General features: G+C 70.6%; 17 protein-coding genes. 7 read left to right on the top strand and 10 right to left on the bottom strand.

Going from position 1 to position 15,905, the window contains the following annotated elements:
• The first annotated feature begins 643 nt into the window (after positions 1-643).
• Positions 644-1,192 (top strand): DUF4396 domain-containing protein, encoded by a 549-nt coding sequence (locus tag ACFV9H_RS02800; RefSeq protein ID WP_385392362.1) that lies wholly within the window; start codon positions 644-646, stop codon positions 1,190-1,192.
• A 248-nt stretch (positions 1,193-1,440) separates the two neighbouring features.
• Positions 1,441-1,851 carry a four-helix bundle copper-binding protein gene (locus ACFV9H_RS02795; RefSeq protein ID WP_385392359.1) on the top strand — a complete coding sequence of 137 codons (411 nt, stop codon included), beginning with the start codon at positions 1,441-1,443 and terminating at the stop codon, positions 1,849-1,851.
• Between the two features lie 99 nt (positions 1,852-1,950).
• On the opposite strand, the gene ACFV9H_RS02790 is transcribed toward ACFV9H_RS02795, so the two are convergent.
• On the bottom strand, positions 1,951-2,970 hold the full coding sequence (locus ACFV9H_RS02790; protein ID WP_385392356.1) for a saccharopine dehydrogenase NADP-binding domain-containing protein: 1,020 nt from the start codon (positions 2,968-2,970) through the stop codon (positions 1,951-1,953).
• A 55-nt stretch (positions 2,971-3,025) separates the two neighbouring features.
• Between ACFV9H_RS02790 and ACFV9H_RS02785 the strand changes: the two genes are divergently transcribed.
• Together ACFV9H_RS02785 and ACFV9H_RS02780 are read left to right on the top strand one after the other, a co-directional pair.
• Positions 3,026-3,652: a TetR/AcrR family transcriptional regulator gene (locus tag ACFV9H_RS02785; protein WP_385392353.1), complete on the top strand. Its 627-nt coding sequence runs from the start codon at positions 3,026-3,028 to the stop codon at positions 3,650-3,652.
• A 584-nt stretch (positions 3,653-4,236) separates the two neighbouring features.
• Positions 4,237-4,860, top strand: a complete 624-nt coding sequence (locus tag ACFV9H_RS02780) for a DUF1326 domain-containing protein (protein ID WP_385392350.1) — start codon at positions 4,237-4,239, stop codon at positions 4,858-4,860.
• Between the two features lie 173 nt (positions 4,861-5,033).
• On the opposite strand, the gene ligD is transcribed toward ACFV9H_RS02780, so the two are convergent.
• The 9 genes from ligD to ACFV9H_RS02735 form a co-directional block, all read right to left on the bottom strand.
• The gene (gene ligD / locus ACFV9H_RS02775; protein WP_385392347.1) at positions 5,034-5,978 is read right to left on the bottom strand and encodes a non-homologous end-joining DNA ligase; all 945 of its coding nucleotides are present in this window, start codon (positions 5,976-5,978) and stop codon (positions 5,034-5,036) included.
• A gap of 139 nt (positions 5,979-6,117) precedes the next feature.
• On the bottom strand, positions 6,118-6,747 hold the full coding sequence (locus tag ACFV9H_RS02770; protein WP_385392344.1) for a DNA polymerase ligase N-terminal domain-containing protein: 630 nt from the start codon (positions 6,745-6,747) through the stop codon (positions 6,118-6,120).
• A gap of 129 nt (positions 6,748-6,876) precedes the next feature.
• Positions 6,877-7,380 carry a hypothetical protein gene (locus ACFV9H_RS02765; protein WP_385392341.1) on the bottom strand — a complete coding sequence of 168 codons (504 nt, stop codon included), beginning with the start codon at positions 7,378-7,380 and terminating at the stop codon, positions 6,877-6,879.
• 193 nt (positions 7,381-7,573) lie between these two features.
• Positions 7,574-8,134 (bottom strand): hemerythrin domain-containing protein, encoded by a 561-nt coding sequence (locus ACFV9H_RS02760; protein WP_385392338.1) that lies wholly within the window; start codon positions 8,132-8,134, stop codon positions 7,574-7,576.
• Between the two features lie 155 nt (positions 8,135-8,289).
• Positions 8,290-9,291 (bottom strand): PHP domain-containing protein, encoded by a 1,002-nt coding sequence (locus tag ACFV9H_RS02755; RefSeq protein WP_385392335.1) that lies wholly within the window; start codon positions 9,289-9,291, stop codon positions 8,290-8,292.
• Complete coding sequence (locus tag ACFV9H_RS02750) at positions 9,288-10,181, bottom strand: SDR family oxidoreductase (RefSeq protein ID WP_385392332.1); 894 nt, start codon at positions 10,179-10,181, stop codon at positions 9,288-9,290. Before ACFV9H_RS02750 ends, ACFV9H_RS02755 begins: the two co-directional genes overlap by 4 nt.
• Before the next feature lie 34 nt (positions 10,182-10,215).
• Positions 10,216-10,845, bottom strand: coding sequence for a flavodoxin family protein (locus tag ACFV9H_RS02745; protein WP_385392329.1), 630 nt, complete (start codon positions 10,843-10,845; stop codon positions 10,216-10,218).
• Between the two features lie 733 nt (positions 10,846-11,578).
• Positions 11,579-12,235, bottom strand: coding sequence for a hypothetical protein (locus ACFV9H_RS02740; protein ID WP_385392326.1), 657 nt, complete (start codon positions 12,233-12,235; stop codon positions 11,579-11,581).
• A complete protein-coding gene (locus ACFV9H_RS02735; protein ID WP_385392323.1) occupies positions 12,232-13,053 on the bottom strand; it encodes an ATP-binding cassette domain-containing protein in 822 nt (273 codons plus the stop codon). Before ACFV9H_RS02735 ends, ACFV9H_RS02740 begins: the two co-directional genes overlap by 4 nt.
• A gap of 915 nt (positions 13,054-13,968) precedes the next feature.
• Here ACFV9H_RS02735 and ACFV9H_RS02730 point away from each other — a divergent pair.
• From ACFV9H_RS02730 to ACFV9H_RS02720, 3 genes are all read left to right on the top strand, one after another.
• On the top strand, positions 13,969-14,802 hold the full coding sequence (locus tag ACFV9H_RS02730; protein WP_385392320.1) for a sensor histidine kinase: 834 nt from the start codon (positions 13,969-13,971) through the stop codon (positions 14,800-14,802).
• Positions 14,799-15,461 carry a response regulator gene (locus ACFV9H_RS02725; RefSeq protein ID WP_385392317.1) on the top strand — a complete coding sequence of 221 codons (663 nt, stop codon included), beginning with the start codon at positions 14,799-14,801 and terminating at the stop codon, positions 15,459-15,461. The genes ACFV9H_RS02730 and ACFV9H_RS02725 overlap by 4 nt, the downstream gene beginning before the upstream one ends.
• Positions 15,462-15,612: 151 nt before the next feature.
• Entirely contained in the window at positions 15,613-15,735 is a 123-nt protein-coding gene (locus ACFV9H_RS02720; protein ID WP_385392314.1) for a lasso RiPP family leader peptide-containing protein, read from the top strand.
• The last annotated feature ends 170 nt before the right edge of the window (positions 15,736-15,905 follow it).

Genomic DNA, 15,905 nt, shown 5'->3' with positions numbered 1-15,905 from the left:
CCCCGGGGGCAACGTCAGAGTGAGCGTGCTGAGCTTCGTCCCCTGCACCGATGACCGGAACCGCTGCGGCGTGCCCGCTGTGGCCGTGCACATGTGAGGTCGGGGCATGCACCGCGAATACGGCAAACACCACTGTGAAGACCGTTGCCAGCAGCAACGCTCCAGTGTGGTGGCCGCGACGGACCCTGCCTGACATCACGCTGCACGACCATAGGGGGCCTTGGTGGCGAAAGTTGCAACAGGAGGCATCCCGTCCGCGTGATGAGAGGGTGGATCACATCAGGTGTGGATGCGGCTGCGTGGTGTCACCGATAGTCGCCGATGTCGGGCCGGCAGTGGGGTGGGCCACACTCTCTCGTCGGCGCTCAGCCGCTCTGCCGGCACCCGCCCCTGTCGTCCTCTTGGGCTCCCGAAATCCGTACGGGGCATGGATCCGGGACCGGTGCCGCGCGTTGCCCGCCCCGCCCAGACGCGCGCGCCGCCCGGTCCTCGGCCAGGACCCGCACCTGCTGGGCCACGTACGACACCTCGGCGCCGGTCCCGAGGGCCTGAAGAAAACCCCTCGCCACATACCCCCGGGGGGTATGTGATTTGAGGTGTCGGGCCGAGGGGGCTCACGCTGGACGAGGAAGAGGCGAGAGAAATGGACCACTCCGCACACCACACGGAAGCGTCCGCGCACGACCACGCAAGCCACACGGGCCACGTGCACGACGCCGGACATGCGCGCCACGCGGGGCACGCCCGCGCCGGCGGAGGAACGACCTGGTCGATGGCCGCGAAGGCGACCCTCCACTGCCTCACCGGGTGCGCCATCGGCGAGATCCTGGGCATGGTCATCGGTACGGCTCTGGCCTGGCACAACGCCCCGACCATGGTCCTCGCGATCGCGCTCGCCTTCTTCTTCGGCTACTCCTTCACCCTCTACGCCGTCCGCAAGGCCGGCCTGGGCTGGAAGTCCGCCATCAAGGTCGCCCTGGCCGCCGACACCGTCTCTATCGCCGTCATGGAGCTCGTCGACAACGGGATCATCGCCCTCGTCCCGGGCGCGATGGACGCCCATCTGAGTGAGGGCCTGTTCTGGTACGCGCTCCTGGGTGGCTTTGCCGTCGCCTTCCTGATCACCACGCCGGTGAACAAGTGGATGATCGGCCGCGGCAAGGGTCACGCTGTCGTCCACGCTTACCACTGACCCGACGCCTCGTACGCAGGCCCTCGCCCGAGCCCCGGCTCAGGGCAGGGCCTGCATCGCGTAGAGGCCGCCCATGCCTTAGGCGCGACTGTCCAGTAATAGGCGTAGCGTCCCCGGACCTTCTCGCTGATCGCACTACGCGGTGCGCCATCAGGGGCCCGGGGCGATCCTGGCCGTAGGACGCCGTACGGCTTCGTCGAAGGCGCACCTCACCTCCGGTCGGCGGCGGGAAAGTGAGGGCCGTCGTCATGAACGCGCCCGTCAAGGACATGCTGCACAGCTACCCGGCCGACCTCGGCAACGTCGACCAGGACAAGCTCGCCCGCTGCATCGAGGAGTGTCTCGCTTGCGCCCAGGCCTGCACGGCCTGCGCCGACGCCTGTCTCTCCGAGGGGATGGTGGGCGACCTCACCAAGTGCATCCGCACAGACATGGACTGTGCCGACATCTGCACCGCGACCGCCGCCGTCCTCTCCCGCCACACCGGCTACGACGCCAACATCACCCGCGCCCTTCTCGCCGCCTGCGCCGTGGCCTGCAAGGCGTGCGCGGACGAATGTGCCTCTCACGCCGACATGCACGAACACTGCCGCATCTGCGCCGAGGCGTGCCGTTCGTGCGAACAGGCATGCAACGACCTGATGGCTTCCCTCGGCTGACCGCGTCGTCAACGGAATACGCAAGGAAACCCGCTGACCCGGTCCAGGGCTGGGGACCAGATTTGGGGACCAGTGCCTGATGCACGCATCGTCTCGGTGTCAGCCGGCTGCTGTGATGCCGTGCGCGGCCAGCTGCTCCGGCAGGTCGGCCAGCGCCGTCAGTTGGTCGAGGTGGTGGACGCCGGCCGGCACGTCCTGCGTGAAGAGGGTGTGGACGACTTGGGCGGCCACCAGGCCGGTCGCGTGGCTCTGACCCTTCCCGGTGAGGGACAGAGTCGCGTGGCGCTCGCCGCGGTAGGCGTCAGCCCGCACCGCGAAGCGGTCGCCGCCGAGGTGTACGCGGCTGAAGACGCTGGTCAGCAGCTGCTGCTGGCGTGCGCCGCGAGCGCCGCGGAGTAGTCCCGTCCGGCGGAGCGTGAACAGCGAAGCGGTCAGCGGCCTGGAGTCCAGGCAGAGCCGCGTGGTCACCTCCGGGACGCCGAGGGTGCGCCGCAGGGTGTACTGGTCGGAGAACGGGAACGGGTGGGCGGTCCGGACGCCGAACCCAGGGAGGGGTACTCGGCGCGCGCGGGCGGTAACGGGCTTGCCCAGGCCGGCTACCGTCCATCGCACCGCGTCGGTGCCGTGACGCTCTCCCGCGCCGAGCAGCACGGTCAGGTCGATCCGCTCGGCACCACCGACGGCGTCGTTGACGCGTCGGGCGAGGAGATTGGTCAGCCCGGGGGCGACCCCGACGCTGAGCACGGCCGTGGCCCCTGCCCCGGCCGCCAGCTCGTTGAGGCTTGTCACCTCCTCGAGCAGTCGATGGGTCGCTCCGACGTCCACGAGGTGGATTCCGCGTTCGAGGCAAATCCGGGCGAGCCCCGCATCCTCCGGCTCGACGCACAGCGCAACGACGCTGACGTCGCCCAGCTCGTCCAGCACCTCCCGAAATCCGGCCGGGTCGCCGACGTCCATGCGCACCCCACCGAGCCGCCGCGCCTTCACTTCATCCCGTCCCGCGGGGACAACGCGACCGGGAAACCACTCGGCGAGGGTGCTGGTCACCGTCGACCCCACGGCTCCGTAGCCGCCGACGACGAGAACCCGTCCTGTGGCACCTGAGTTCACTGTAGTCATACTCCAGTGAACTACACTGTAGTGCGACTACAGTCAAAGAGGAGGGGTGGATTCCATGGCCGAGTCACTGACCAGGGCGGAGAAAGCCAGGCGGACCCGACTGCGGATGATCGACGCCGCAGAGCGGCTGTTCACCGAACGCGGCTGGGCCGGCACGACCATCGACGAGATCGCCCGCACCGCGGGGGTCGGCGTACAGACCGTGTACTTCACCTTCGGGAACAAGCGCGCCCTGCTCAAGGAGCTTCTGGACACTGCCGTCGCCGGCGACGCGGATCCGGTCGCCACCCTCGACCGCCCCTGGGCCCTTGAACTCCTCGCCGAACCTGACCCGGCGACGCAACTCCGCCTCCAGGCGGCAGGTGCGCGCCGCATCCTGGAACGAGCCGCGCCGGTCTTGGAGGTCGTACGCGGGGCTGCCACCTCCGAACCTGAACTCGCCGAGCTGTGGAGGACCAATCTCCGCCAGCGGCACACGGTCCAACTCCAATTCGCCCAGGCCTTGGAGGCCAAGACCCCCGGTGGTCTGCGTGACGGCCACGACGCCGCGTCAGCCGCCGACATCGCCATGACGGTGCTCGGCCCCGAGACGTACGCCCTGCTGGTGACCGACCGCCACTGGGCGCCGGAGCGGTGGCAACGATGGGCCGCGGACTCTCTCGCGCGGCAACTCCTGCCCTGAGGAAGGGGGGTGAGGGGCGTTGAAGTGGTAGGCGGCCCGAGGAGCGGATGCGGGGTCCCCATATCTCCCCGCCGCCTCCCCTGCCTCAGTCGCCCTGTGGCCCGTTGTCGTCTCGAACCCGCTCGGAGACGGGCTGCTGCGAGCTCCAGTTCGACACGGTGAAGCCGAGGCAGTCGGGTGCGACGAGGATCTCCTCCTGTGCCAAGCATCGCGCCGTCCACCGCCGGGCACGACCGTCTGAGGAGCTCCCGCAGTCGTTGCCGACTTGTCCCTCGGATCAGGGCGCCGTGCCTTGGTCGGGGCACGTCCGGAGTCCTGTACACCGCCCGCGGACCCCCTTAGCCTTGAAGGAGAGGAAGCTCCCGGGGGCCGAAATCTGCCCGTGGGGTAAGTCGACCATGGAGACTCGCACCGCACGAACGGACAGAGGGGTGACTCGTGCCGCCGTTGGCGGGGGCAGACGCGCGTCGATACCTCCCGATGTGGTTGCTCCGCGCGCCGCGCGCTCCCCACCATCGGCTCGCGATGTCGGCGTCGTCCGCGCCGTCGGACGACGATAAATCGTGAAGCGATCGGGAGCCGTCATGACGTGGAGTATTTCCGGCAACTACTTGGCCGGTTGTTCATGTGCAGTGGTGTGCGGTTGCGCCGTCGATGCGAAGCCGCACGACCCGCAGGGGCGTGAGGAATGCCTCGGGTGCGCTGTCTTCCATGTGGAGGAAGGGCGCTTGGACGATGTGGATCTGGCGGGGGTGGACTTCGTCCTCTACAACCACTTCCCCTCCAATCTGACCTCCGGTAACTGGAAGATAGCCCTCGTCATCGACGAGGGGGCAACTGACGAACAAGCCGACGCGCTGGAGCGCATCGTGTCCGGGCGCGAAGGCGGTGCGTTCGGCGAACTCTCGCAGTTCTACGGCGAGTATCTGGGCCTGGAGCGCGCGAGCGTCTCCCTGTCCGACGGAGAGAAGCCGCGACTCAGTGTCGCTGGAAAGACCGAACTTGAATTCGAACCCCTCAGGGGCCCCGACGGCAGGCCCACGACGATGAAGAACGCGATGTTCGGATTCTCGCCGGAATTCACACTGGGCCGCACCGCTGGTAGTTCGAACGCGTTCGGCCTGACGTTCGATGGAGCCTACGGCGAGGTATCCGACTACACCTTCTCCAGCGAGCAGCCCGAGGGCGCGCCCACCGGCCGGGGTTGAGCTGCGCACCGGGAGGAGGGCCGTACGGGCCGCCTCCCGCGGGGAGCACTGCGACGGGCTCATCCTCGCTGCGGTGCATCATCGGGTCTCCCTTGGTGCGCCGCCCGCTGCGCGCGCATGAAGCCGGTCGGCGCAGGGGACCCTGGTGCGGAAACGGTCCGGCCGTCGCCGTGTCATGGCTTCAGGCTCTGTTCGTCACGGGTCAGTGCGGTGAGCAGGCTGCGGGCCCTTCGGAGGGAGCGGGGCCGAGGAAGGTCCTGCCAGGGGTCCGCCTTGAGTAGCCCGTCGACGGTGGCGAGGGTCCAGCGGCGGGACGTGAGGTCGGGATCATCGAGCTCGCTCCAGGCCAGAGGGGCCGCGACGGGGGCGTCGGGGCGGGCGCGGACGGCGTACGGGGCGACGGCGGTCTGGGCGTAGGCGTTGCGTTGGATGTCGAGGTAGAGGCGGCCGCGGCGTGCCTTCTTCCGGGCCTCGGTGGTGAACCGGTCGGGGTGGCGGGCGGCCAGGACGGCGGCGACATCGCGCGCGAAGGCGCGTACGTCGTCGAAGGGCGTGCGGCGGTCGAGGGCGACCACGACATGGAGGCCGCGGGAGCCTGTGGCCATGAGCGAGGACGGCAGTTCCAGCTCGTCCAGGAGCTGGTGGAGGCCGAACGCGGCTTCCCGCACCGGGGCGAAGTCCTCGCCGGCGGGATCGAGGTCGAAGACCAGCCGGTCCGGATGTTCGGGCCGGTCGGCCTTGGACAGGAAGCGGTGCGGGGTGGTGCACGCCTGGGTGGCGAGGTAGAGCAGGGTGGCGGTGTCGTCGCAGATCACGTACGTGACGGTGCCGCCCTCCTTGGGCAGCTCCGCACGGTGGATCCAGTCCGGGAAGTGGTCCGGGACGTCCTTCTGCATGAAGGCAGGGCCGTCGATCCCGTCGGGGTGCCGTTCCAGCATGAGTGGCCGTCCGCGCAGGTGGGGCAGCATGCGCCGGGCGACCGTGCGGTAGTAGTCGGCGAGGTCGGCCTTGGTGATGCCGTCACCGGGGAAGAGGACCTTGTCCGGGCGGCTGATCTCGACGGTCCGGCGGCCGGATCGCATGCGCTCCGGCGGAGTGGGCTGCGTTCTCGGGGTCATCGGGCCCTCCCGGCCGGTTGTCCAGCCTTCGTCGAAGTCGCGGTGTGCGATGAGGGTCGAGAGCAGGGGAGCGCCCGGCGCGGCGGTGCCGGGCGCAGCAGACGCCGTTGCCCCTGCGGAAGCCGGTCCGGAGGCGCGGTCAAGGGCCGTCACCCCGCCCTGGGCGTGCATCGGCGGCGACCTGGTTCAGGGTCCGGCCGGTACGGACCGACCGTGCCCGCCGGGGGTCGGGGGTCCCGGTGGAGGAGGCCCGTTCGTCGGCGTGCTTGACCAGCAGCCAGGCCTCCTTCCCGCCGTCCCGCGTGTCGCGGATCCGGGTGAGCGAGTAGCCGCCGTGCAGCTTGCGGCCGTTGAGCCGGAACGAGGCGTGCCCCTGCTCCAGTGCCTCGGTCAGAGAGATTTCGTTGCCGTCGTGGTCGAAGGTGGCGTTGCGGTACGTTCCCTGGTCCCAGACGATCACCGTGCCGCCGCCGTACTCGCCTTCCGGAATCGTGCCCTCGAAGTCGCGGTACTCCAGCGGATGGTCTTCGGTCGGTGTCGCGAACCGCTTGTCGTGCGGGTCGTTGGAGGGCCCCTTGGGTACGGCGAAGGATTTGAGTACTCCGTCGGCTTCCAGCCGGAAGTCGAAGTGCATGCTTCTGGCATCGTGGATCTGGACGACGTACGAGGGCTGTTCGTCGGACGGCTCTTCGAGTCGGCCCTCGGGCTCGGCCGTCTTGGAGAAGTCACGTCGCCGGTGGTAGCGGGCCAGCGATCTCTTGGCCGTCATCGCACCCTCCTCACACCGTCGGGCGAGGCGCCACACCGGGCTGCTACCCGGCTTCGCCGGGATCACCCGCAGTGGTTTCGAACAGGTGGGGCTGCGCAAGGAGGTCTGAATCGGCCGGCCCGAGCCGGCTCACCCCAAAGCGGCGTTCTCGTTGTCCAGCAGGCCCAGCAGCAGCGCCCGGTGGAGGGTGGCCACCGGCTCGAGCAGGTCGGGGTGGCGCAGCAAGGGTGCCGCGTCGCGTTCGTGGTCGCCGGGAGTGGTGAGACGGCTGACCTCGCCGACCTGGCCGCGGTCGACGAGGCGGTGGGCGTCGACGGCGAGGGCGGGGTCCGCGAGGAGACAGGCGGCCCAGCTGATGACGGTTTCGTCCACCCAAGTCCGCCAGCCGGCGTCGGCGTCGCCGCCGTGATCGGCACTGGACAGCCAGTCCAGCCGGGCGCTCCCCCCCGGGCCGAGCAGATGCAGCAGCTGTGCGTCGAGCGGGGTCGGGTACCGCAGGGCGGCAGCAAGGGTGACGGCCTGCCTGGCCTGGGCCTCGGCCAGCGCTTGGCTGTACGCGCCCGGGGCGGGCGGGAAGGCGGTCAGCAGCCAGCGCGTGCCGGCGGCTATGACAGGTGCGAGATCGGCGGACACAGCGGCTTCCTCGGGGGCGTGCTCGCCCCGGCCGTGCCGGGTCCGCGAGCTGCGGCGCGAAGCTGCGCCGCTCCGCCGTGGCCGACCAGCGTAGCCGGAAGCGACGGGCGTGCGGCATGACGCACGTCACCGTCCGTCCAGGGGCGGCGGGCCCGGAAGCATGCCTGCGGGCCCGCCGCCCCGGACGGGGGTTTCAGGACTTGCCGCGGCCGGTCACGAAGTCGCGCGCCCGGTCCACCAGGCCGGCGCCCGGTGCGAGGAGCTTGCTGGCCGTGGGGCTGCTCGGTGCGGCAGGGTGCGGGCGGGTGGGTGCCATGGATTTGGCGCGGCGGATCTTGTCACCGAGATCGTCCAGCTCTTGAGAGGTGCAGGCCCTCTTCAGCATCGGGAAGAGGTTGGTCTCCTCATCCTGGATGTGGGAGGAGACCTCCTCCATGAGCTGCTGTAGGAGGGGGCTGATCTGCCCGTCGTCGGTGCTCATCTTTTCCAGCCGCTTGAGGATCTTCTCGACGCGGCTGTGGTCCTCGATCTCCTTGTCCGCCATTCGCCCGCCGCCCTCGACGTGCTCGCGTACCGCCGGGTAGAGGTACTGCTCCTCGGCGACCGAGTGCCGCACCAGCTCGATGGTGATCTCGTCGATGAGATCGCGGAGCTCCTGCCCGGTGCCGGTCATGGCCTGGATACGGCTGAACATCTCCTCCACCTCCCGGTGGTCGGCCATCAGCTCGTCGATAACATTCCCGCCGTGTCCCATGTCGCCTCCATGTGTGTTCGGGTCGGGCCGCTCCGGCCCGATCCGATCGCTTCCCCGCCGGACCCGGAGGTGCCCGGGCGAACGGGGCGCCTCACCCGCTTGGAGGAGACAGCTGCCTTGTGCGGGGGCGCCGTGGTGGGCGGAAGGCGGGTGGTTCACTGGCGGCCGCTTCTGCTCTGCAGCAGCCGCCCGAGCGACCAGGTCGTGATCAGCCGGTCCGCTCCCAGGCCGATCCGTGCGGCGCGCGCGTAGCCCGTGCTCTGCCAGTGCAGCTGTTCGGGGGCGTGGGCGTCGGTGTCCACGGCGAAGCGGCAGCCCGCGGCGGCGGCCTGCACGAGCAGGTCGTCGGGCGGGTCGCGCCGTTCGGGTCGGCAGTTGATCTCCACAGCGGTGCCGGCCTCTGCGCACGCGGCGAACACGGCCTCGGCGTCGAAGCGGGACTGCGGGCGCCCCCGACCGGTGATGATCCGTCCCGTGCAGTGGCCCAGGACGTCGACGTGTGGGTTGCTCACCGCGGCCAGCAGGCGGGCGGTCATCGGCTCGGGCTCCGAGCGGAGCTTGGAGTGCACGGATGCCACGACGACGTCGAGCCGGCCCAGCAGGCCCTCGTCCTGGTCGAGTGAGCCGTCCTCGAGGATGTCGCACTCGATGCCGGTCAGCAGCCGAAAATCTGGGCCCAGCCCGGAATTCACGGCGGCCACGGCCTCCAGTTGGCTTTCGAGCCGCTCGGTGCTCAGCCCGTGGGCGATCGTCAGCCGCGGCGAGTGATCGGTCAGAACGGCCCACTGGTGGCCGAGGGCGCGGGCCGCGTCGGCCATGTCCTCGAGCGGGCTGCCGCCGTCCGACCAGTCGGAATGCAGGTGGCAGTCCCCGGTGCTCGCAGCCGCGAGGTCCCAGCCGGCCAGCGCCCCCGGTTCGGCTTCGGCCTCCAGGCGGGCGAGGTAGCTCGGTACCGCTCCGGTCGATGCCTGGGCGATCACCTCGGCGGTGACCGGGCCCACCCCGCGCAGCCGTCCGGCCTGGGCGGCGTCCACCGGGCCCGGTAGCAGGTCGCGGACGGCGTCGGCCGCCGTGTGGAAGGCCCGCACCCGGTACGGGGACGCCCCGCGCCATTCGAGGAGGAAGGCGATCCGGCGCAGAGCTTCGTCCGGGGTCACGGCAGAGGGGTTCCGCCGGTGGCGTTGACGATCTCACCGGTGATGTAGGAGGCCCGGTCGGAGGCGAGGAAGACGTACGCGGGTGCCATCTCCGCCGGCTGTGCGGGCCGGCCCAGCGGTGATTGCTCGCCGAACTTCGTCGGGTCGGGCATCGTCGCCGGGATCAGCGGGGTCCAGACCGGTCCGGGGGCTACGGCGTTGGCCCGGATACCGCGCTCGGCGAGCATCTGGGCCAGGCCGTGGGTGAAGGAGATGATCGCGGACTTGGTCATGGCGTAGTCGAGGAGGTGCGGGCTGGGCTGGTAGCCCTGCACGGAGGCGGTGTTGATCACCGAGGCGCCGCGGGGCATGTGGGCCAGCGCGGCCTTGGTGAGCCAGAACATCCCGTACAGGTTGGTCTTCATCACCTGGTCGAACTGTTCGGTGGTGATCGCCTCGATCCCGTCCGGCTGTGCCATCTGGTAGGCGGCGTTGTTGACGAGCAGGTCAATGCCGCCCAGCTCGTTCACCGCCCGGTCGACGAGGGCGGTGCACTCGCCTTCGTGCCGGATGTCGCATGCGACAGCCACGGCCGTGCGGTTGGCCTCGCGGATCAGGCGGACGGTCTCTTCCGCTTCGTCCACCTCCTCGGGCAGATGGGTGAAGACGACATCGGCGCCCTCGCGCGCGAAGGCCAGGCAGACGGCCCGGCCGATCCCCGAGTCGCCTCCGGTGACCAGCGCCTTGCGGCCCCTCAGCAGGTCGTGGCCCTGATAGGTGTCCTCGCCGTGATCCGGGCGGGGATCCATTGCCTCGGTCGAACCGGGATGGTCCTGGTCCTGCTCGGGAAACGGGGGACGGGCGTGGAGCGATACCGGATCGGTGAGGTGGGTCTGGTCGTGGGAGGGCATCGCGGTCTCCTTCCGGCACGTCGGGTGACGGTGGTCAGGGAGAGGGCGGGTAGGGGGCGGCCTTGAGGCGGCGTGCCAGGTGGGCGGTGTTCGCGGCGAGGGTCCGGGTCGTGGCCGCGGTCTTCTCGGGGGTCTTGTCGAGGTCCTGGTAGTCGGTGGCCTGCATGGCTTCGCCGCCCCAGTAGGTGACGGCGTTCGGGGCGAGGGAGAACCCGACGTCGTTGAGTCCCTGGAAGAGGTCGGCGCTGACCTTGTGGGCGCCGTCCTCGTTGCCGACGACGCAGACCGCGGCGGCCTTGCCGTAGGTGAGCATGCGCCCCTCGTCGTCGCTCTCGCCGAGCTCGGCGTCGAGCCGTTCAAGGACGCGCTGGGCGACGCTGGAGGGGTGGCCGAGCCAGATGGGGGTGGACAGGACCAGGATGTCGCAGCCCATGATCGCGTCGCGGATCTCCGGCCAGGCGTCACCTTCCCCCATGTCGACCTCGACGCCCGGCTTGACGTCGTGGTCGACGATCCGGATCGCTTTTCCCGTGACGCCGTGATCGGCCAGGGCCGCCATGGCCTGCTCCGCCAACAGCTGCGAACTGGACTGCTTCGGAGACGGCGCGAGCGTGCAGACCAGCGCGACAGCGCGCAGCGGCGTGGTTTCGGTCGTGGTGTCCATGTGGTGCGGCTACCCGGACCGTCACTGTGTACCCGCCTTCTGCGGATACCGGTCGACCGGGGCAGGGGGCAGGGGGCAGGGGGCAGGGTGCAGGGTGCAGGGTGCAGGGGGCAAGGGGCGGGGGCTGCGTGGAGGCGGCGCCTACTGGCCGGCGGATCCGGGCTCGGCCATCCGGCGGTGCCCTTCCGCTTTGAGGGCGCCGTCCGGGCAGTCGGCTCGGTCGGTGAGGGGAGGGTGAGGGTGAGGGCGGCTGCGGCGGTCTTGAACTGCGGCTGCCTCGGCGAAGCAGGAGTCCGTGCGTACGGGCCACTGTTCGCCCCGGCTCCACGGGGCGGCGATCCGGTCGCCGGACACCTTCGCCGGATTCCGGCTCACAGCCGCTCCACTCCATCGTGCAGCGCCGTCGGCGTCGGCCCCCGTTGTACGTCGCCGTCCACCCGGCGGCTCGTCCGCACATCGAATTCGGTAGCCATGTGAGGCCTCCTCGCCCCCTGCACGGCATCGCCGCCGATCAAGGACCGGGCCGTGGCCCCGGCGCAGCGCCCTCCTGGGAGGGGCGCTCGCCGACGGGCTCGGCAAGGCCATGGGCCAGGCCGCCGGTAGGAGTACGACATTCGTGTTGACCGGGCTCACCGCCCTGGAGGGGGCCGCGGGGCTGCTCCGCTCGGGCCTGCGCTCGGTACGGGACATCCCCGGTGTGGAGGGGACGGGGGCACGGCCGCGGACTGAGCGGTCAGTCCTTCCGGTGGGTGATCGCCTGTACGGCCGCCGCCCCGACCGCCAGAACGCCCGCGGCGACGGCGAGCAGAACGCCTGTGGAGCCGAGGAGACCGGCCGAGTCCGAGGCGTTCTGCAGGTCCGTGAGCAGGACGTTGACCGGGGACACGCCCTTCGCCAGCAGCACGGCCAGCAGCAGAGCCAGGGCGAGGACCAGTGCGTAGCCCTGCCGCCGGAAGACCAGGCGTGAGCAGACCAGCCCGATGGCGATGCCGACGAAGGCGCAGGTGAGCTGGGCTTCGGTTCCCAGCAGCAGGTCGGCGGCGGAGGGGGAGTGGTTCCCGGAGATCAGCGGCAGACCCAGTCCGGCCGCTGTCAGTACCAGGCACAAGAGGAAGGCCGTGGCGAGCGTCCCGAGCAGCACCCGCAGGCGGCTGCCCGCGCTGACGACGAGGATCGAGCGGTGGGGCCGGTCCTCGAGGCCGACCAGCGCCATGGTCAGCCAGACGGAACACACCAGCATGGACCCGGCCGCCGATCCGTAGGTGGCGGCGAGCGGACCGGAGTCGCTGCTCGTCAGCACGAGCAGCAGGCCGACGAACAGCAGCAGCGGCGCGAGATAGCGTTGTGAGAGCACCATCACCGTGAACATGTAACGGACCAGAGCGATCACAGCGCCGCCCTCCTCGAGCCGCGGGACTCCCGCGTGTCCGCGGCCCTGGCCACACCGTCCACCGACCACCGGTGCTGCAACGCCGTCAGCAGGACGGCGTCCGAGTGATCCCGTGCCACGCGCAGGACGATCGACTCGCCCCGGCGGGCGGCGTCCGTCACGCCGTCCAGGCCGTACCAGTCGACCTCGGCCGGCAGGACGCCGTTGGCCGGTGCGGTCAGGACCAGTTCGACCACCGGAGCGGACGCGCCGGAGCCGTGCTGTCCGCTCCGCCGGGTGACCCGGCCGTCGGTGATGGCGTAGGCGCCGGTGGCGTGCGTCTCGGTGATCGCCTCCCGATGGTCGGTGAACACCACCGCCCCGCCTCGTGCGGCGAGCTCGTCGATGAACTCGGCCAGCACCCCGTGGGCCGAGGCGTCCAGGCCCGACCAGGGTTCGTCGAGCACCAGCAGATCGGGTTCGACGAGCAGGGCCTGCGCGAGCGCCACCTTCTGGGCGTTGCCCTTGGAGAGGGTGCGCAGCGGCGCGTGCCGGCCGCCCACCAGGGACAGCCGGTCCAGCAGTCGACCGCCGCGGGCGCGGGCCGCGGAGCCGGACAGGCCGCGGATGCGCCCCATGTGCGTGAGGTAGGAGATCGCCGATACGCGGTCATGGGCCGTGAAACGATCCGGTACGTAGCCGATGTGGCGCGGCCGGACCGACACCGTTCCGGAGGTGGGCTCCGTCAGCCCCACCAGGATTCTCAACAGAGTCGACTTTCCCGAGCCGTTGTTGCCCACCAGCGCGAGGACGTCGCCGGCCGCGATCTCCATGTCCACGTCGCTGAGGATCCACCGACCTCCGCCATAACGCTTGCTGACGGCTTCACAACGTAACAAGTCGACTCCTGGTGCGGCGCAGTCCAGGTAGGCACGCTACTACAGCCGGATGTTGAATCGGCTCCCGTGTCAACACCGTTGACACCTCTGTCCACGAAAAGGGCGGCAAGTCCGTTCAGGCCTTCTCCAGACGTGCGCGTCGAGCGAACTGCAGGACAGTCCTATCTGTTTCGGCCACCTTTTCCTCGAAGAAGGTGGGCCACCGGTGTCCACAACACGCCGAAGGAACACGCCGAAGGAACGCGCCGATTCTCCGAGCAATTCGTCATCGGCCCTGAACGGCACGGTGACGACGAGGAACGGGCCCGGCGCACCTGTGCGGCGAGGTCCGCCAGGTCGTGCACGATGCCGCTCGTCCGCCCGTACTGTGCAGAGTGTCCAGGTCACTTCCGCGAGGCCGAAGCCATGGCGCATACCGCGCGCGAGGTGCGGGAGGAGATCGTCGGCCGGCCCAGCCCTGCCGGCGCGGTCTGACCGCGGGGCAGCGGGGGCGCCGGTCAATTCCCTCTTCGAATTACCCGACGGTAACCATGTGGCGCGGCTCGGCCATTCCACTCGCGGAGGTCTCCGGCGCAGTGGCGCAGGATTCCTCGGATCTCGTCGCGCCCGTCGGGCCGGGCGCCCGACGGTTCCAAAACGAAGGTTTGACGCGATGGGCGATTTTTCCCACGACGACCGGATTCCGGCTCCCTCGTGTGCCGATGACGAGTTAACTTCGGTGACATGAGAATGCAACGGGGGCGAGAGAGTCAGAGGCGGAGATCGGAACAGAGCGGCTGGTGGGAAGAGGAATCACCGCCGGACCGGTTACGGGTCCGGGCGCGAGGCCTCCCGCCGGGCGGGTTGCGGGTGCGGATGGGAGTGGCCCTCGTGCTCGCGCTCGGATTGGCCGGTTTCGGCCTGCTCGGGGTCGTGCCGAGGCCCTCGGGGCTCGACCTGGTGGACGCGGCGTCCGTGGTCCTGTGCGCCCTTGCCCTCGCCTGGAATGCCTGGGGCCTGCTGCCGCACTGGCGCCTGGCGGGGCGCGTGGAAGTGTCCGCCACCGCGCTGGGCGAACAGCTCGTCGCCGCCAGGGAGGAGGAGCGCAGCCGGCTCCGCGTCGACCTCCACGACAGCCTCGGCCCGGCGCTCGCGGGGATCAGGCTCCGCCTCGACGTCGCGGCCGAGCGGGTGGTCCAGCCGGGCACCCGCCGGCTCATCCTTGACGCGGCCGCCGAGACCGCCCGCACCGTCGACGACATCCGGCGCATCATCGACGACCTGCGCCCGCCGGACCTCGAAGGCGAAGGACTCCACGGCGCCCTGCGCCAACTCGTGCGCCGGGCGGACGGCGTGGAGAAGCTCGACGTCCGCGTCGAACTGCCCGAGTCCGCACCGGCGCGCAGGCCGTCGTCCGCCACCGAACTCGCCGCCTATCGCATCGTCTCCGAGGCCCTGACGAACGTTCTGCGCCACGCGAGGGCACGGACCGCCACGGTGCGGCTGACCGATCGCGACGGCTGGCTGACGGTGGAGGTCTCCGACGACGGGAGCGGCCCGCCCGGACCGGAAGCCGGCCGGCGCGGCGTCGGACTCGCGTCCATGGCCCGGCGCGCCGAGGACGTGGGCGGCTGGTGCCAGGTGCTGCCCCGGCCCGACGGCCGACCCGGAACGCTCGTCCACGCGACCCTGCCCCGGAGCGAGGCATGACCATACGGGTTTTCCTCGTGGATGATCGTTCGCTGTTCCGCGCGGGCGTACGGATCGCGATGGAGGACGCGGGCGACATGAAGGTGGTCGGCGAAGCGGACAGCGGCGAGGAGGCCGTGAGGGCTCTCGTCGACGAACGGGTACAGGCCGACGTGGTCCTGATGGACGTTCAGATGCCCGGCCTGTCCGGTGTCGCCGCGGTGTCGGCCCTCGCGGCCGGCCGGCGCGCCGGCGACGAGACCCCCCGCGTGCTGATGCTGTCCGTGACGGACGAGGACGACATGATCGTCGCGGCGCTCAGGGCGGGCGCCCACGGCTACCTCCTCAAGGGCGCGCCCCGGGCCGAACTCATCAGGGCGGTGCGCACCGTCGCCGCTCGCGGTGCGGTGTTCAGCCCGACGGTGGCGGCGCGGTTGAGCGGATACTTCTCCGCGGTCCACGAAATGCCGATCCGCGTCGCGTTCCCCCAGCTCACCGAGCGCGAGCGGCAGATCCTCGATCTGATCGCCCGGGGCTATCCGAACCGCCGCATCGCGCGCGAACTGGTGCTGGCCGAGAAGACCGTGCGCAACCACGTCTCACACATCTTCGCCAAGATCGACGTGAGTGACCGGGCGGCCGCCATGGTGCGGGCCCGCGACGCCGGACTCGGCGCCTGACGGCATGACGGGACCCGGTCGGGCCCGTGGCCCCAGGAGCCCGGGACGACGGGAGCCTTACGTTGGCGGCGCAACGCCGGGGCGGACCGGCGGATACGCCAACGCCGGCGGTCCGCCCCGGACTCAACCCGAAGCGAAGGACGGTGATCACATGGCCATGTACGACGAGTACGAGACGCCCGAGCTGGTCGAGGTCGGCGAATTCTCCGAGCTGACCCTCGGCTGGGACAACCAGTGCGTCGACTGGTACGGCGGCGGTGCCTGGGTCTGCTGACCCGGCCTCACCCGTACCCGGGGCCGTAGCGGCCCGACCCACCCGGCGGGGGGGGGGGGGGGGGGCCCCCCCCCCCCCCCCCGGCCGCCCCCCCCCGCAGCAACAAAAAACCCCCCCCCCCCCCCGGGAAAAAAAAACCCCCCCCGGGACCCCCCCCCCCCCCCCCCCCC

Origin of the sequence: Streptomyces sp. NPDC059874 (assembly GCF_042731135.1) — a bacterium.
GTDB lineage: Bacteria > Actinomycetota > Actinomycetes > Streptomycetales > Streptomycetaceae > Streptomyces.
Note: the sequence above shows the minus strand (reverse complement) of the source record. Positions and strands in the feature narration are given on the sequence as shown.

Bases quoted from the DNA above. Each gene is read 5' to 3' on its own strand.
- ACFV9H_RS02800 (WP_385392362.1), top strand. From the start codon at position 644: ATGGACCACTCCGCACACCACACGGAAGCGTCCGCGCACGACCACGCA.
- ACFV9H_RS02795 (WP_385392359.1), top strand. From the start codon at position 1,441: ATGAACGCGCCCGTCAAGGACATGCTGCACAGCTACCCGGCCGACCTC.
- ACFV9H_RS02790 (WP_385392356.1), bottom strand. From the start codon at position 2,970: ATGACTACAGTGAACTCAGGTGCCACAGGACGGGTTCTCGTCGTCGGC.
- ACFV9H_RS02785 (WP_385392353.1), top strand. From the start codon at position 3,026: ATGGCCGAGTCACTGACCAGGGCGGAGAAAGCCAGGCGGACCCGACTG.
- ACFV9H_RS02780 (WP_385392350.1), top strand. From the start codon at position 4,237: ATGACGTGGAGTATTTCCGGCAACTACTTGGCCGGTTGTTCATGTGCA.
- ligD (WP_385392347.1), bottom strand. From the start codon at position 5,978: ATGACCCCGAGAACGCAGCCCACTCCGCCGGAGCGCATGCGATCCGGC.
- ACFV9H_RS02770 (WP_385392344.1), bottom strand. From the start codon at position 6,747: ATGACGGCCAAGAGATCGCTGGCCCGCTACCACCGGCGACGTGACTTC.
- ACFV9H_RS02760 (WP_385392338.1), bottom strand. From the start codon at position 8,134: ATGGGACACGGCGGGAATGTTATCGACGAGCTGATGGCCGACCACCGG.
- ACFV9H_RS02750 (WP_385392332.1), bottom strand. From the start codon at position 10,181: ATGCCCTCCCACGACCAGACCCACCTCACCGATCCGGTATCGCTCCAC.
- ACFV9H_RS02745 (WP_385392329.1), bottom strand. From the start codon at position 10,845: ATGGACACCACGACCGAAACCACGCCGCTGCGCGCTGTCGCGCTGGTC.
- ACFV9H_RS02730 (WP_385392320.1), top strand. From the start codon at position 13,969: ATGGGAGTGGCCCTCGTGCTCGCGCTCGGATTGGCCGGTTTCGGCCTG.
- ACFV9H_RS02725 (WP_385392317.1), top strand. From the start codon at position 14,799: ATGACCATACGGGTTTTCCTCGTGGATGATCGTTCGCTGTTCCGCGCG.
- ACFV9H_RS02720 (WP_385392314.1), top strand. From the start codon at position 15,613: ATGGCCATGTACGACGAGTACGAGACGCCCGAGCTGGTCGAGGTCGGC.